The following is a 15,310-nucleotide window of genomic DNA, read 5'->3' as shown; positions in this document are numbered from 1 at the left end:
GTACGCCCGGCGGGTCGCCGGCTCAGACGGCGGCGTGCAGCCAGCGGACCGGAGCCCCCTCTCCCGCATAGCGGAACGACTCGAGCTCGGCGTCCCACTGTTTGCCGAGCAGACGGTCCAGCTCGTCCTCCAGCACCACCCGGCCCTGCCGTGCCATCAACATGGCGGAGCGCAGCCGGTCCTCGGGCACGAGGATGTCGCCGTTCGCCCCGATGACCGCCGTGAAGGCGCCAAGGCTCGGGGTGTAGGCGTGCCGGGACCCGTCGGCACCCGGGGAGGCGTCTTCGGTGATCTCGAAGCGGATCCGCTGCCAGCCCATCAACGACGAGGTGATGGCCGCCGCGGTTCCCTCGCGAGCTTCCCACTCGGCCTGCGCGCGCACGTGGCCGGGCGCGGCGGGCTGTGGAGTCCAGGTCAGGTCTACGGGCACGCCAAGGACACCTGCGACCGCCCATTCGATATGAGGGCACAGCGCAGGCTGAGCTGAGTGGACGTAAAGCACGCCACGAGCAGACACCGGACCTCCCGTTTCGTACGAGGTGCGCCTTCCCCAACGGCCTCGTCCCCGGATGATCACAAGTGACTGAAGGAGAGACTACCGTCGGTTGCGACGTCGCACCAGAGGGGGGTCATACCGAGATGTTGCAAGACCGGCACTTGACCGGTACATCCTCGGGAAGGAACAACTCCCAGCGAGCTGGTGATCGACCCCGGAGGACCAGATGGACGCCGACATCAAGCGGGTGGAGCCCGTGCCCGGAGCGCCGGCTCTGATCAGAAGAAGCCAGTTGCTGACCGACGCCGCCGGCATGGAGGCCGTCGCCCGATGGACCGCCGCCGTGTCCGAGGCCGACGGGATCTTCCGCATACGGCTCTCACCGGGCGTCGACGTCTGCGAGCTGGTGACGGAGGTCCGCGGCAGGGGCCACCGCGTCTCCCCCAACCACGTCCTGATGGGCCAGCCGCTCTACTTCGGCGGCCCGGCCTCCCGCCCCTTTCCCGCCTCCCCCCTCGCGGCGCCCGAGCCCGGCGAGAGCGGCGTGACGGTGGCCCTGGCCGACACCGGCCTGGCCGCGCACCCCTGGTGGCAGGAGGACCCGTGGTTCCTCGAGCAGCGGCGCGAGGCCGCCGAGGTGCCCGACACGGACGGCGACGGCGAGCTGGACGTCCAGGCGGGGCACGGCACCTTCATCGCCGGACTGGTCCTGCGGTCGGCCCCCGGGGCACGGGTGCGCCCGCTCAGGGTGCTGGACGGCCGCGGGATCGGGGACGAGGCGGGACTCCTGCGCGTCCTGGCCCGGGTCAGGGGCGAGAGGCCCCAGGTGCTCAACCTCTCCTTCGGCGGGCACACCTTCGACGACCGCCCCTCCCCGCTGGTGGAGACGGCGCTGGCGGAGCTGACCGGCACCGTCGTGGTGGCCTGCGCGGGCAACACGGCCTCCGACCGGCCGTTCTGGCCGGCGGCCTCACCCAGGGTCGTCGCCGTCGGGGCGCTGGACGCGGCGGAGGAGGCCAGGGCGCCGTTCTCCGCACACGGCCACTGGGTCGACGCGTGCGCGCGGGGCGAGTGGCTGACGAGCACCTTCCTGAGGCACGGAGCGTTCAGGGGCTACGCGCGCTGGAGCGGGACCTCCTTCGCGACGGCTCTGGTCAGCGGGGCCATCGCGGCGGCGGCCAGGACCCGGTCGCCCGCGGACGCGGCGAAACACGTCCTCGACCCCCTGAGAGCCCGCCAAATCCCCGATTTGGGGGTCGTGGTGCCCACGCCGAGCTAAAGTCTCACCCAAAGTCTTCGCCCGAACACGCAACGTGTTCTATGTGGTCTCGGAGGTGCCGGTGAGTGACCAGCACACGGTCGACGCCGCGCTGACAGGCGATCAGGCGGCCTGGGACGTGCTGGTCGCCCGGTTCACGGGTCTGCTGTGGTCGGCGGTCCGCGCCTACGGCCTGAGCCCGGCGGACTCCGCCGACGCGGTGCAGGGAACCTGGCTGCGGCTGGTCGAGAGCCTGCACACCATCCGTGACCCGGACCGGATCGGTCCCTGGCTGTTCACCACGGCCAAGCGCGAGGCGCTCCTCCTGAGCAGGCGGAACCGGGGCGAGCGGTTGATCGCCGACCCCGGCGACGCCGAGCATGCTCGCTTCGACCCTGCCGACGCCGGGCATGTCCACTCCGATCCGGCGCTCACCGTGCTGACCGCCGACGAGGGCCGCCGCCTGTGGCAGGCCGTCGAGGAGATGCACGAGCCGTGCCGGTCGCTGTTCCGGCTGATGGCCACGGCCCCCGACGCGGGCGTCCATCAGCTGGCCGGGCGCCTGGACATGCCCAGCGGCAGCTACGGCCCCACCCGGGGCCGCTGCCTGAATCGATTACGCACCATGCTCACCGCCCGGGAGGCGACACCGTGACCCGACATCCCCCGACGATCGACGACGAGTCCCTGATAGCCGCACTGCGCCTGGCGGCCGGGCACGACCCGGTTCCCGCCCACGTCTCGGACGCCGCCCGCGCGGTCTTCGGCCTCCGGTTGCCCGGCGCCGCCACGGCCCGGCCGGTGGCCACACCCGCCCCGAGCGGCGTCCGATCCTCCGAGGAGACCCGGCTGCTCAGGTTCGCCGCCGCCGAGCTGACGGTGGAGCTCGAGGTCACCTCCCTGGACGGCCTGGTCGACCTGGCCGGCCAGGTGTCCCCCTGCCCCGAGGCGGGCACGCTGGTCGAGATCCGCACCCTGCACCTCACCCAGTCGCGTGAGCTCTCCCCCACGGGCCAGTTCGCCGTCACCGGGCTGCCTCCCGGCTGGTTCAGCGTGGTGTGTCACCGGCCCGAGCACGCCCCGGTGGCCACCAGCTGGACCAGGATTCGCCCGTAGGCGGCTTCCGAGTGGCTCCCGACGACGCGATCGCGGCCGCCGAGCACGCGATGGACCTCTCCGGCAGCGATCCGGCGCGGGCCCGGGCACTCGCCCGCGGCGTGCTCGACTCCGTGCCCTCGACCGGCCCTCACCGTGAGGCCGCGGCGGTGGCGCACCGGGCCCTGGCGGTGGCCGCCCGCGAGCTGGGCGACCTGCCGCTGGCCGAGGAGCACCTGCACCGGGCCGTGAGCGTCGCGGTCTCCGCGAACCTGCCCCACCGCGCCGCCCAGGCACGGCTGTCGCTGGTCCACGTCCGCACCGAGCTCGGCCACCCCGAGCAGGCCCTGGCCCTCGCCGCGGACGCCGAACCCCATCTCACCCCCGTCGAGGTGGCCAAGCTCGACGTTCACCGGGCGGTGGCCCTGGGCAGGCTCGGCCGCCACCGCGAGGCCGCCGAGCACTGTGACCGCGCCGTGGACCTCCTCGGCGAGGACGCCCGGTTCCTGGCCGGAGCGATGCTGAACCGGGGGCTCGCCCGGGCCTTCCTCGGGGAGTTCGAGGCCGCCGAGACGGACCTCACCCGATGCGCGGAGCTGGCGAGGGCGGCGGGCCTGGACCACGTGCTCACGCTCGCCGAGGGCAACCTGCCGTTTCTGGCGGCGCGGCGCGGCGACCTGCTCACCGCGTTCACCGCCTACCGGCGCGCGGAGAGCAGCCTGTTCGGCTATCCGGAACGGCTGGCCACGATGCGCTGCGACCTGGCCGAGGCGCTGATCGCCGCTCACCTGCCCGGTGAGGCGCGGGTGCTGCTCGACCTCGCGGTGCCCGAGCTGATCGCGGCGGGCGCGGAGGTGGCCCTGTCGGAGGCCCGTCTCCTGCGTGCCCGGGTCGAGCTGCGCACCGGCGACCCGCGCCGCGCCCGGGAGAGCGCGGCGCTGGCCGCGGCCGGACTGGCCGCCCAGGGCCGGACGACCCTGACTCCGCTCGCCGTCGAGATCCTGCTGCGGGCCCGGCTCATGCTGGAACCGCCGTCCGGGGAGCTGCTCGCCGAGATGCTCGCGTGCGTGGACGCCCTCGCCGCCGCGGGCCATTCGAACGCGTCGGCGGCGCTCAGGTTCACCTCCGCCGAGGTCTCCCTCCAGCTGGGCGACCTCGCCGCCGCGGACGACCAGCTCGGCCGTCTCGCCTGCCGCGGCCGGGGCGTGGTGACCCGTCAGGCGACGGCGCTGCGGCGGGCGCTGGCGGGAGACCGGCGCGGGGCGTTCGCGGCGGTGCGGTCCGGGCTCGCGGAGGTGGGCGCCGCGGCGAAGGCGTTCGAGAACCCGATGGTGCGCGCGCACGCCGTCAGGGAAGGCGAGCCGCTGGCCGAACTGGGGCTGGCCCTCGCCCTGGAGACCGGGCGGGGCCGTACGCTCCTGGCCTGGACCGAGCGGTGGCGGGCGGTCGTCGGAGGCACCGGGCAGCCGGTCGCACCCGACCTGGACGAGCTTCGGGCCGCGCTCGGGGACCGGGTCCTGGTGGAGTTCGTCCGTCACGGCGACGAGCTGGTCGCGGTGGCGGTCACCCCCGATCGCGTCGTGCTCCGCCGTCTGGGTCCTTTCACGGCCGTCGCCGAGGCCACGGTCCGCCTCCGGTACGGCCTGCGCAGGACGCACCTGCTCGACGGGAGGGCGTCCGAACCGGCCGGAGAGGCGGCGGAGCTGGAGCGGTTGCTCTTCGGCCCGCTGCGCGAGCGGCGGAGCCGTTCCGCCGGCCGTGGCGACCCGCTGGGCGACCGGCCACTGGTGATCGTGCCGACGGGAACGCTGCACACCCTGCCCTGGCCCCTCCTGCCGATGAACGCCGACCGTCCGGTGACCGTGGCCGCCAGCGCCGCGACCTGGCTGGCCGGATCCCGGACGCGGGCCGTGCCGAACGGGAGGATCGTGGCGGTGGCGGGTCCCGAGCTGCGATACGCCGAGGCCGAGGCGCGCATGGTCGGCGTGTGCCACCCGGGGACGGAACGGGTGGTGGCGCGGCGCGCGGAGGTGACCGAGGCGCTCGACCGAGCCGAGATCGCGCACCTGGCCACCCACGGGGTGTTCTCCCCTCGCAGCCCGCTGCTGTCCAGCATCCACCTCGACGACGGCCCGCTGATGGCCTATGACCTGCTGCGGCTGCGCACGCCGCCCCGGCTGGTGGTGCTGTCCGCGTGCGACGCGGGGATGGCGCACGCCCCCGCGGACGGGGCCCCGCTGGGGCTGGCGGGCACGTTCCTGTCGCTCGGGTCGCAGTGCGTGGTGGCCAGCCTGGTGCCGGTGCGTGATGAGGAGACCCTGGCCCTGATGACGGTCTTCCACGGGCTGCTGGCCGCCGGGCACCCTCCCGCCCAGGCCCTGACCATGGCGAGCGCGAAGACCAGGACGGCCGGTTTCGTCTGCTTCGGGTACGGAGGTCAGCCGATGGCGACCGGCCGCGAGGGGTCGGCCACCCAGTTGGACCAGGATCCGACGTAGAGGGCGGCCGGAATGCCGGCCACCTCCAGAGCCAGCACCTCGTGGGCGGCCGTCACCCCGGAGCCGCAGTAGGCGCCGACCTCCACGCCGCGAACCGCGCCGAGGGTGTTGAACCGTTCGCGGAGGAAGTCGGGCAGATGAAAGCGCCCGGACGGATCGACGTTGTCGCCGGTGGGGGCGCTCACCGCGCCGGGGATGTGACCGGCGACGGGGTCGATCGGCTCGACCTCGCCCCGGTAACGCTCGGCGGCGCGGGCGTCCAGCAGCACCCCGTCGGCGGCGAGCTTCATGGCCCGCGCCGCGTCGAGCACCGGCATCCCACCCGGTCGCGCGACGAAGTCACCGGGCGCCGCGTCCTCCTCGCCCTTGGAGAGCGGCAGGCCCTGCGAGATCCATGCGCGCAGCCCGCCGTCGAGGACCCGGACGTCGGGGTGGCCGAAGTAACGCAGGGTCCACCAGGCACGGGCGGCGGCGCTGGAGTCGGCTCCGTCGTAGACGACGACGGTCCGGGAGCCGGACACCCCGAGGCGGCGCGCCGCCTCCTGGAAGGACTCGGCGGAGGGCAGGGGGTGGCGGCCCCGAGGTCCCGGCGGGGCGGCGAGGTCGGCCTCGAGATCGCAGAAGACCGCGCCGGGGATGTGCTCCTCGCGGTAGGCGTCGATCCCGGGCGGCCCGCCGAGCTTCCACCGCACGTCAAGGATCGTCGCCTCGGGCAGGCCGGCCAGTTCGGAAGGGGTGATCAGCGGGCTCATCTGGTGCTTACCTCCAGCAAGGGAACGTACTGCTCGGCGGGGGTCAGCGAGCCGTGACAGCCGATGAACGTCGCCTCGATCGGTTCGGCGACCGAGGCGACGATGGCGCAGTCGGTGTACGGCACGGCGAGGACGTCGCCGATCCTGGGCAGCCATTCGGGACGGACCCGCGGCCCGAACCAGCCGGACTCGACCGCCTCCTGCCGGGAGACCACCCACGCCGTTCCGGCCAGGATGTCGCGCCAGATGTCGAGGACGGCACCGGCGGCGCCGGGAGCGGCGTAGACGTGCCGGGCCCTGGTGTCACCGCCGAGCAGCGCGACACCCTCGCGCAGCGCGAGGATGGCGTCGACGTCGACCCGCTCGGTGACGTTGACCATGCCGTGGTCGGCGGTGACGTACATCGCCGCGCCGGGCGGGAGTGTGGCGGCCAGTCGCTCGGCCATGAGGTCGACCGTGGCGAGCTGGGCGAGCCACGCCTCGGTGCCCCAGCCGGTCACGTGGCCCGTGGAGTCGAGATCGCCGTAGTAGACCGACACGTGGGCGCGGGGCTCGGCCAGCGCCCGGCGGACTCCCTCGACCCGCTCGTCGATCGTGTCGGCGCCGACGAACTTCACGCCGCGGTAGACGGCCCGGTTGAATCCGCTGGTCTCGAACTTGGCGGGGCCGACGTAGCTGATGGGGACTCCGGCCGCCGCGGCGCGCTCGTAGACGGTCGGGGTGGGCTGCCACACGTCGGGATCGACCGGCGGGCCCGGGGTGGTCCAGCGCAGGCAGTTGAGCAGGTGCCCGGCGCCGGGCACCGCGAGCTGGTAGCCGAGCATGCCGTGCTCGCCGGGGGGCACGCCGGTGCCGAGCGAGCCCAGGCTGGTCACGGTGGTGGCCGGGAAGCCCGCGGTGAGCACCCCGCCCTGCTGCGCGGACAGGAACGGCGCCGTCTGCGGGTGGGCGCGGAGCAGTTCGGCGCCCATGCCGTCGACGAGGAACAGCACGACCCGCTCGGCCGGGGCGAGATCCAGGGGGTTCTCCCCTCTCACCCCGACCGCGGCGAGCAACGAGGAGGACAGGTCCGCGAGCGAGGCCGCGCCGTACGCGGGGATCAGGGGCTTCACGACGCGGCGCGGGCGGTGGCCTCCGACAGCGCCTTGGCGAAGGCCAGCACGTGGGAGACGGCCTCTGGTCCGTCGGCCGCCTCGCTCACCCGCAGGGAGAGGTCGTCGGCCGTGATGGCGCCGGTGTATCCGTGGTCGGCCTCGCAGTTCTCGTCGCCGCAGGTCGCCGGTTCCAGATCGACGTGGGAGATGGCTCCCCAGCCGATGGTGAGCGTGACCTCCGTGGGCGGCACGCCCGGCACGTAGGAGGCCGGATCGGGGACGACGCGGGTGACCGCGACCGACTGGATCCGGCTGAGGCGCACGGCCTCGGTGGTCGTGGACGCGTGGGACGCCGAGACCCCCTCCACGGGCGGATGCTCGTCGGTGTGGCAGACGAGCAGCCGAGTGGGCGAGAGCACCAGCACGGTGACGTGTCTGCGCACTTCCATGGCCGGGTCGAAGGTGGCCTCGTGGTGCACCACGTAGGCGCCCACTTGCTCCTTGCCCAACGCGGATTCGACGGCGTCGGCGACCAGGTCCGGATAGTAGCCACTGCGGTCGATGGCGTCACGCAGGCCGGCGGCCGAGAGTCGGGTTTCCCTCATGGGTCCATCCTGCCCTGTCTGGAGCAGCGCTTTCGCCTGGAGCGCGTGAGGTTTCGCTACCGGGGCAAATCGTGACCCGGTCCCGGTAGTGACTATTGCTCCCGATAAGCGGTTACTCAGGCGGCCGACGCTTAATTACATACCCGCTCGACGCCGCGCCTTTTGATTCGGACCAGTTTGCCTCGGCCTTTTTGGGGCTACCGACAGTAGTGGCGGCGGCACGTCCGGCGCACCTGTAACGGCCGGCGAGTGCCGCGCTCCCGCGTGGATTCGGCGGATGTCCCGCATGGACGGGGACGCTCTCCGCCACTCCGGAAATAGAAATGGTGAAAAAAATAGCGAAAACGGGGGATGAGTAATTATGACTCATGGACGTCTGCGTTCGCACAGACGGCCCAGGAGGGTACGACGCATCGGCTTCACGCTTGTCATGGCGACCCTCACGGCGACCGTCGCGGGCATCGCCCTCGTGGCCCCGACCCCGCCGGCCTCCGCGGCGGAGCTCTATTCGGAGCTTTACGCGGAGGGGTTCCACGGCGCGTCGACACCGGCCGGACTCTGGAAGTCGAGCAGTCCGGAAAGCGGCCGCGCACCGTGCCTCACCGCCGCCGTCTCGCCGGCGCCTCCCGGCTCTCTCCCGGCCTGCGCCGAGGGTCCGTACGACCGCGCGGGCAGGGGCGCCCTCCGGCTCACCGACGGCACCGGACCTGAGACCGCCTCGCTCCTGCTCGCCAGGAAGATCCCGACCGGCCGCGGTCTGACGGTCGAGTTCGACATGTACATGTGGGGCGGGAGGAAGTACACCGACGGCAACGGCTCCCGGGCCGGTGACGGCATCTCGTTCTACGTCGTGGACGCCGCACGCAAGCAGGCCACGGCCGGCGAGCCCGGCGGCGCGCTCGGTTACAGGGGCCTGACCGGCGCGTTCGCCGGCGTCGGCTTCGACCAGTTCGGCAACTTCTCCAACCCGCGCTGGGCGGGCGCCGGCGGCCCGGCGGGCTGCCCGGCGACGGGGGGCAACGTCTGCGCCAGGCCCAACAGCGTCGTGGTCCGAGGTTCGGAGTCCGCGGGCTACGCCTACGCGGCCGGCAGCCGGCTCAACCACCCGCTGGACACGCCGGAGGCGGGCACCCGCAAATACGCCAGGCGGCACGTCCTGGTCGGCATCGGCGCCGACAGCCGCATGGACGTCCTCATCCGTCATCACAACGACGGGCCGTACGAGACCGTGATCTCGAAACTCGACCTCAGAAGGCTGCCGGGCCAGAGCGCGCTGCCGGACAACGTCAGGATCGGGTTCGCCTCCTCCACCGGCTACGCGACCTCCGTCCACGAGATCTCCAACGTGGAGATCCGCACCCGTGACGCCGACCTGGTCCTCCGGACCGGATACGGCGGCCCGCTCACGGCGGGCGGCACCGGCACGTCCTTCCTCGACGCCGACGCCGCTCCCGGCTACGGCTGGATCGACCAGCCGACCGAGGTCACCTACCACCTCCCCTCGGGCCTGACCCCCACGACGGCCTCGGGCGACGGCTGGACGTGTGACACCTCGGGCCAGTGGGTCACCTGTGACACCTCCGAAGAGGCCGCCCCCGGCACCTCGCTGCCGCGAATCACCGTGCTCATGAACGTGGCGGCGGACGCCTCGGGCACGCTGACCGCCTCGGGCAGGGCCGTTCAGGTCACGGCGGATCCCGACGCCGAGATCGACCCCCTGAACAACACCGTCGCCGGCACGGTCACAGTCGCGCCCGCCGGCCCGGCCACCGGCACGGCCACCGGCCCGGTCGCCTGCCTGGGAGAAGGCTGTCCCACCCTCTAGCCGAGGCGGCGCGGGCCGCCGTCGGGTCGTGGCCTCCGAGGGCTGCTCAGTACGGCACGCGCCCCCAGCACGATCACCTCGGACTTCCCCACCAGCACCGGGTCGAGGTCGATCCTCACCACCTCGGGCAGGTCCTCCGCCAGCTGCCCGAGGCGGATCAGCAGATCCTCCAGCGCCTCGACCGCGACCGGCGGGTAACCGTACTCGCCGAAGAGCAGCGGCGCGGCACGCGGCGACCTCACCAGCGCCGCGGCGTCCTGCCTGGTCAGCGGGGCGAGGCGGTAGGCCTCGTCGCGCAGCAGCCGCGCGGTGACCTCGCCCAGCCCGAAGGACACCACCGCGCCGAACCCGGGATCCTCCAGAACCCTGATCACGGTCGGCACCGCGGGCTGCGGGACCATCCGCTGCACCGCGAGCGCCGCGCCGGGCCCGAGCTGCCGCGTCAGATCGGCGAAGGCGCCACGCACCCCGTCCGCGCCGGAGAGCCCCAGGCGCACGGTCCCCGCCCGCTTGGCCGCCTCGGGATCGGCGGCCTTCAGCACCACCGGCCGGCCCAGCCGTTCAGCCGCCGCGACGGCCTCCTCGGGCGAGTCCACCACCTCGGCGGGCCACACCGTCAGCCCGTAACAGGCGAGCAGCTCGGAGGCGTCGATCTCGGCGGGGACCTCGTCCAGCCTCGCCGCCACCAGCCGCCGTGCCGCGGCGGTGTCGACGCCCTCGATCTGCTCTCGCGCTCCCGCGGGCCGCTCCAGCCAGCGGGCGTGCCGTACGACGTGGGCCAGCGCCCGGACCGCCTCCTCCGGCGCCGCGTAGGAGGGGATCGACCCCTTCTCGGGGGCGGCGCCGACCCGCAGCTCCCGCGGCATGCCGATCTGCCCCTCGAAGGTGGCCAGCACCGGCTTGCCGCAGTCTTGGGAGACCCTCAGCAACTCGGCGGCGACCTCGGCGGCCCCGCCGGGGATGGGCGGCATGTAGATCGCGATCACCGCGTCGACGTCCGGGATCAGCGAGGCCAGGGCCGTGCCGAACTCCGCGGCTCCCGCCCGCGCGCCGAGGTTGACCGGCGGCTCGGGCTCCAGCCCCACGCTCACGCAGGCGTCCACCGCGAGCAGCGCCAGCGCGTCGGAGTTGCTCACCAAACCGACCCTGGGCCCGGCGGGCAGCGGCTGGTAGGCCAGGAGCTGGGCCACGTCGAACTGCTGGATCAGGTCGTCGACCCTGATCACCCCGGCCTGCTCGAACAACGAGCTGAGCACGCTGTCCGGCAGGCGCAGCACGGGTGCGGCGTGGCCGATGGGCACCCCCTGGGTGGTGCCGCCGCTCTTGACGACCACGATCGGCTTGCGCCGTGAGATCCGCCGCGCGAGGCGGGCGAACTTGCGGGGGTTTCCCAGCGACTCCAGGTAGAGCAGGATCACGTCGGTCTGCGGATCCTCCTCCCAGTACTGGAGCAGGTCGTTGCCCGAGACGTCGGCCCGGTTGCCCGCCGACACGAACGAGGAGATGCCCATCCCGCGCTGGGCCACCCGCTGCAGCAGCGCGGTGCCCAGCGCGCCGGACTGGCTGAAGAAGCCCACCCGCCCGCGCCCGGGGACGGTCGCGGCGAGCGTGGCGTTCAGCCGCACCGCCGGGTCGGTGTTGGCGATGCCCAGGCAGTTCGGGCCGACGACGCGCAGGCCGTACGCACGGGCGATGCGGACCAGCTCGTCCTGCCTGTCCCGCCCCTCGGGGCCCGTCTCGCCGAACCCCGAGGAGACCACGATCAGCCCGCGCACCCCCTTCTCCGCGCACTCCTTCACCACGTCGATCACCCCGTCGGCGGGTACGGCGAGCACGGCGAGGTCCACCTCGCCGTCGATGGCCGTCACGCTCGGGTAGGCCCGCACCCCCGCGACGGCCCGGGCCTCGCGGTGCACGGGGTAGACGGGACCGGTGAAGTCGGCGCCGAGCAGGTTGCGCAGCACGGTCTGGCCGACGCCGCCCGGCTCCCGGCCCGCTCCGACGACCGCCACCGACCCCGGGGAGAGCAGTCGCTCGATCGAGCGGGACTCGGCCCGGTGCTCGCGGGAGGTGGTCACCTCCTGTGCGGTGTCGGTCGGGGCGAGGTCGAGGGTCATCCGGACCACTCCGTCGGCGAAACGGCTCTGCGCGGTGTAGCCGACCTGTTTGAGGACGGCCATCATCTTCTGGTTCGCGGGCAGCACGTCGGCGACGAACCGGGAGATCCCCCGTTCCCTGGCGGTCGCGGCCAGATGTTCCAGCAGAACCGAGGCGACCCCCCGGCCCTGGTGCGCGTCCTCGACGAGAAAGGCCACCTCCGCCTCTCCCGGCTCGATCCGGTCGTAGCGGATCACCGCCACCATCTCCGTGCCGATCGTCGCGATGAGCGCGACCCGGTCCACGTAGTCGACGTTGGTGAACCAGGTGATCTCCCGATCCGAGAGCCGAGGTCTCGGCCCGAAGAAACGGAAGTAGATCGACTCGTCGGACAGCCGGGAGTAGAAGGAACGCAACCGGTCGGCGTCGGCGGGCCGAATCGGGCGTACATGAGCGGTACCGCCGTCCGATAGGACGACGTCCGCCTCCCAGTGAGCGGGATACTGAGTAGCCTCCACAGACCCGAGAGTAGACGCGAATCCCATATGACTGATCAGCCGTGCAGGTTCACGCAACGCTTGTGCATCGACTATGGCCCGGTGTCCGATCCTGACCCCATACGCTTGCCCGAAGCTGTTAAGTTTTTCGCGGCTAGAGGCACGTCAGCATCGAAGGCAGCAAGGTGGTGACATCATGACGCGGGTGGTCGTGGTGGGCGATCTCATGACCGACGCGGTCGCGCGGGCTCGCTACCCGCTGGCCAGAGCCAGCGACACACCGGCGATCGTCACCATGCACGGCGGTGGTTCGGGGGCCAACATCGCCTCCTGGCTTGCCGTCGAGGGCACCGAAGTGGCTTTCATCGGACGTCGCGGCGCCGATATCACCGGGCGTAACCGCGACATGGAGCTGATGGGCTACGGCGTCGACGCCCGCCTCGTCATGGATCCCGAGCGGCCGACCGGCACCTGCGTGGTGCTCGTCACCCACAAGGGCGAGCGCACCATGCTGTCCGACCCGGGCGCGAACGCGGCGCTGTCCCCCGAGGACCTGCCCCGCGACCTGTTCTCCCAGGCCGGTCACCTGCACCTGTCGGGCTACACCCTGATCAACGAGGGCTCTCGCGACGCGGGTCTCGCCGCCCTGGACATGGCCCGCCGCGCCGGGATGTCCGTCTCGGTCGACTGCTCCTCCTCCGCTCCCCTGGAGCGCACCGGGGCCGAGCCGTTCCTCGAATGGACCCAGAGCGCCAAGCTGCTGTTCGCCAACGTCGACCAGGCCAAGGTCCTGACCGGCCGCGACGATCCGTCCGCCGCGGCGAAGGTCCTCACCGCCTGGTTCCCTCAGGTCGTCATCAAGCTCAACGACGAGGGCGCGCTGTGGTACACCAACAACCGTCCCGAGCCGATCACGGTTCCCGCCAAGACCGTTGAGCGTGTGGTCGACGGCACCGGCGCCGGCGACGCCTTCACCGCGGGCTTCCTTCCCCCGTGGCTCGGCGGCAAGCCCCCGGCGGAAGCCCTCGCCAACGGCTGTCACCTGGCCTCCAGGGCCATCTCCCACCTGGGTGCCCGCCCCCGCCTCTGATCACCGACGCTCCGGGCCCGGGTTTCCGCGCGGGTTCCGGGCCGGGCGACCCGGCCGTCCTCTCTGTCGGCAACGCCGAGCGGGGCGCCCTCGTCACCGGCTGTGTCCGCCGGCGCGACGACAGCGGAACACCGGTGCCCGGTTCATGGTCAGGACACTTTCCGTGCCGTCTTGGCCTTCGTGCCGACGCCGCCGAACAGGGCAAGGCCGCTGATGACGATCCGCGGTGCCCCCCGCCTCCTGCGGGCGGCGCTCCTGTCGAACACCCCGAACAGGCCGAAGCCCCTGACCTCGACTTCGACGTCGTCGGGAACGACGACCTCCGTGTAACCCCAGAGGGCGAAGGCACGGACCCGGATCTCGTGGCCGGTGAAGCGGGCGTCACGCAGGTCGATCTCGCCGCCGCCGAACATCGACAACGACGTGAACTCGCGCGGGGCGACCCACTGACCCGTACGGGTGAACCAGCCGAACACACTCATCGCGAAGCGGGAGCTGGGCTCGTCTGTCACCACCAGCGTGTCCGTGCGGCCGGGCTCGGGAAGATCGCGGCCCGCGCGCTCCAGCTCGCCCCGGGTCTTGGCCCCGTAGACCTCGGCGAGCCGCTGGTCCAGCTCGCCCAGCTCGATCCGTCCCTCGGCGGCGGCCACCTGCAGCCGTTCGGCCGCATGGTCACGGTCCTTGTCGGAGGCTCGAACCTGCTGGTCTGCCGAGGGGCCGGAATGCTCAACCATGCGTCAGTCCTGTCTGTTCGATCAGCGTGACCGACGACATCCTATTCTCCAAGTGGAGAATAGGTCATCCGGCGGGTTCCAGCCCGGATTCCTCCACCATGTAGACCCCCAACATCGTGGCCAGTTGGACACGGAACTCCGCCTCGTGCGCCGGATCGCCGGGATCATGTCCCATACCCGCCAGCCACGACTGCCCGCCGATGGCGAACCCGTACGCCGCCGACAGCCCGACCAGCGCCACCGCCTCGATGCGGGACCGGCTCGGAACGGGCCGTCCCGCCAGTGCGGCGCGGATCCCGGCCTCGATCGCGTCGATCAGCTCCACCAGCTCCGGCCGTGCGGCTCCCCGGTAGTCGGCGTGCATCTGGGCCCAGACGAACAGACGCAGGTAGCGCTCGTCCGCCAGGGTGTCGAACAGCACTCCCATGATCCCCGCCGCGGTCGGGACGCCCTGCTCGGCCCGGATCCGCTCGCGCACCCGCTCCTCGATGCGATCGTTCTCGGCCGTCAACACCTCGCGGACCAGGGCGGCATAGGTGCCGAAGTAGTGGGTCACGAGCCCATGGGCGACACCGGCGGCCTCGGCGATCTGTCTCAGGCTGACATCGTCCGGACCTCGTTCTCCGACCAGCCGGGCCGCCGCCGCCAGCAGCTCCGCGCGCGATTCCTCGGGACTGCGCCTGCGCCGTCTGGGTGTCATGAACGGCAGCCTATTGTCCGTTGAACAACAGGCCGCCGTCGTTGAGCCCGGGGACATGTCTTACAGTCCACGTTCTGTTACGCGACGCTCAGGCACGCACCTCGCCGAACCTGGCCGCCTCCCTCCTCCACCTTGCGATGCACGGACCCGGACGGCGCTCACGGCGAACACGATTCATAAGACGCGCTAGTTGCCGTACTGCTTCGTCTCGGGGCGTTCGACCATGATGGTGTGCGCGGCCCGCTCGGCCACGGGGCGGTGACGGAGCCCTCGGGGCACGACGAAGATGTCACCGGGGCCGAGCGTGACCGGCTCCAGCCCTTCCAGGTCGAGGCGGAACGTGCCGTCCCAGCAGAGGAAGAGTTCGTCCTCGTCGTGGTGGTGCCAGGGGAACTCGCCTTCGAGCCGGGCGACCCGCACCACGGCATCGTTCACCCGTGCCACGTCACGGGGCTGCCAGGGCCCGTGAAAGACCGGATGATCTCTTCGATCGAGACGGGAACCGTCTCGTGTTGTGTCCTCATGTGGTCCATCCTTCGGTCTTGAGAAGGACGTTCCCAGAGCCAATG

The 15,310-nt window shown here is 72.3% G+C and carries 14 protein-coding genes; 6 read left to right on the top strand and 8 right to left on the bottom strand.

Going from position 1 to position 15,310, the window contains the following annotated elements:
* Window positions 1-22: 22 nt before the first annotated feature.
* Window positions 23-517, bottom strand: a complete 495-nt coding sequence (locus J2853_RS00695) for a DUF3145 domain-containing protein (RefSeq protein ID WP_307553826.1) — start codon at window positions 515-517, stop codon at window positions 23-25.
* Window positions 518-722: 205 nt separating this feature from the next.
* Here J2853_RS00695 and J2853_RS00690 point away from each other — a divergent pair, with 205 nt between their 5' ends.
* The 4 genes from J2853_RS00690 (at window position 723) to J2853_RS00675 (ending at window position 5,347) form a co-directional block, all read left to right on the top strand.
* A complete protein-coding gene (locus J2853_RS00690) occupies window positions 723-1,775 on the top strand; it encodes a S8 family peptidase (protein WP_307553824.1) in 1,053 nt (350 codons plus the stop codon).
* Window positions 1,776-1,836: 61 nt separating this feature from the next.
* Window positions 1,837-2,409 carry an RNA polymerase sigma factor gene (locus J2853_RS00685; protein WP_307553822.1) on the top strand — a complete coding sequence of 191 codons (573 nt, stop codon included), beginning with the start codon at window positions 1,837-1,839 and terminating at the stop codon, window positions 2,407-2,409.
* Window positions 2,406-2,870, top strand: a complete 465-nt coding sequence (locus J2853_RS00680) for a hypothetical protein (RefSeq protein WP_307553820.1) — start codon at window positions 2,406-2,408, stop codon at window positions 2,868-2,870. Before J2853_RS00685 ends, J2853_RS00680 begins: the two co-directional genes overlap by 4 nt.
* A gap of 11 nt (window positions 2,871-2,881) precedes the next feature.
* Entirely contained in the window at window positions 2,882-5,347 is a 2,466-nt protein-coding gene (locus J2853_RS00675) for a CHAT domain-containing protein (protein ID WP_307553817.1), read from the top strand.
* On the opposite strand, the gene J2853_RS00670 is transcribed toward J2853_RS00675, so the two are convergent.
* Genes J2853_RS00670 through J2853_RS00660 form a run of 3 tightly spaced genes read right to left on the bottom strand, consistent with a single transcriptional unit; the run spans window position 5,287 to window position 7,798 of the window.
* Window positions 5,287-6,099 (bottom strand): sulfurtransferase, encoded by an 813-nt coding sequence (locus J2853_RS00670; RefSeq protein ID WP_307553815.1) that lies wholly within the window; start codon window positions 6,097-6,099, stop codon window positions 5,287-5,289. The two genes, J2853_RS00675 and J2853_RS00670, sit on opposite strands and share 61 nt — an antisense overlap.
* Window positions 6,096-7,211: an alkaline phosphatase family protein gene (locus J2853_RS00665; protein ID WP_307553812.1), complete on the bottom strand. Its 1,116-nt coding sequence runs from the start codon at window positions 7,209-7,211 to the stop codon at window positions 6,096-6,098. Before J2853_RS00665 ends, J2853_RS00670 begins: the two co-directional genes overlap by 4 nt.
* Window positions 7,208-7,798 (bottom strand): DUF5998 family protein, encoded by a 591-nt coding sequence (locus J2853_RS00660; RefSeq protein WP_089207763.1) that lies wholly within the window; start codon window positions 7,796-7,798, stop codon window positions 7,208-7,210. Before J2853_RS00660 ends, J2853_RS00665 begins: the two co-directional genes overlap by 4 nt.
* Window positions 7,799-8,228: 430 nt before the next feature.
* Between J2853_RS00660 and J2853_RS00655 the strand changes: the two genes are divergently transcribed.
* Window positions 8,229-9,623 carry an L-type lectin family protein gene (locus J2853_RS00655; protein WP_307553810.1) on the top strand — a complete coding sequence of 465 codons (1,395 nt, stop codon included), beginning with the start codon at window positions 8,229-8,231 and terminating at the stop codon, window positions 9,621-9,623.
* On the opposite strand, the gene J2853_RS00650 is transcribed toward J2853_RS00655, so the two are convergent.
* A complete protein-coding gene (locus J2853_RS00650) occupies window positions 9,620-12,265 on the bottom strand; it encodes a bifunctional acetate--CoA ligase family protein/GNAT family N-acetyltransferase (RefSeq protein WP_307553808.1) in 2,646 nt (881 codons plus the stop codon). The two genes, J2853_RS00655 and J2853_RS00650, sit on opposite strands and share 4 nt — an antisense overlap.
* Window positions 12,266-12,413: 148 nt before the next feature.
* On the opposite strand from J2853_RS00650, the gene J2853_RS00645 reads away from it, so the two are divergent.
* Entirely contained in the window at window positions 12,414-13,307 is an 894-nt protein-coding gene (locus J2853_RS00645) for a carbohydrate kinase family protein (protein ID WP_307553805.1), read from the top strand.
* A 149-nt stretch (window positions 13,308-13,456) separates the two neighbouring features.
* Here the strand turns inward: J2853_RS00645 and J2853_RS00640 are convergent, their stop codons facing one another.
* The 3 genes from J2853_RS00640 to J2853_RS00630 all read right to left on the bottom strand — a co-directional run bounded on the left by J2853_RS00640 (window position 13,457) and on the right by J2853_RS00630 (window position 15,176).
* The gene (locus tag J2853_RS00640; RefSeq protein WP_307553803.1) at window positions 13,457-14,041 is read right to left on the bottom strand and encodes a DUF1707 SHOCT-like domain-containing protein; all 585 of its coding nucleotides are present in this window, start codon (window positions 14,039-14,041) and stop codon (window positions 13,457-13,459) included.
* Window positions 14,042-14,105: 64 nt separating this feature from the next.
* On the bottom strand, window positions 14,106-14,741 hold the full coding sequence (locus tag J2853_RS00635; RefSeq protein ID WP_307553802.1) for a TetR/AcrR family transcriptional regulator: 636 nt from the start codon (window positions 14,739-14,741) through the stop codon (window positions 14,106-14,108).
* 186 nt (window positions 14,742-14,927) lie between these two features.
* The gene (locus J2853_RS00630; RefSeq protein ID WP_307553800.1) at window positions 14,928-15,176 is read right to left on the bottom strand and encodes a cupin domain-containing protein; all 249 of its coding nucleotides are present in this window, start codon (window positions 15,174-15,176) and stop codon (window positions 14,928-14,930) included.
* Between the last annotated feature and the right edge of the window lie 134 nt (window positions 15,177-15,310).

Origin of the sequence: Streptosporangium lutulentum, assembly GCF_030811455.1 — a bacterium.
In the GTDB taxonomy this organism is placed as follows: domain Bacteria; phylum Actinomycetota; class Actinomycetes; order Streptosporangiales; family Streptosporangiaceae; genus Streptosporangium; species Streptosporangium lutulentum.
The sequence above is the reverse complement of the archived record's forward strand: the minus strand, read 5'-3'. Positions and strand labels throughout refer to the sequence as shown.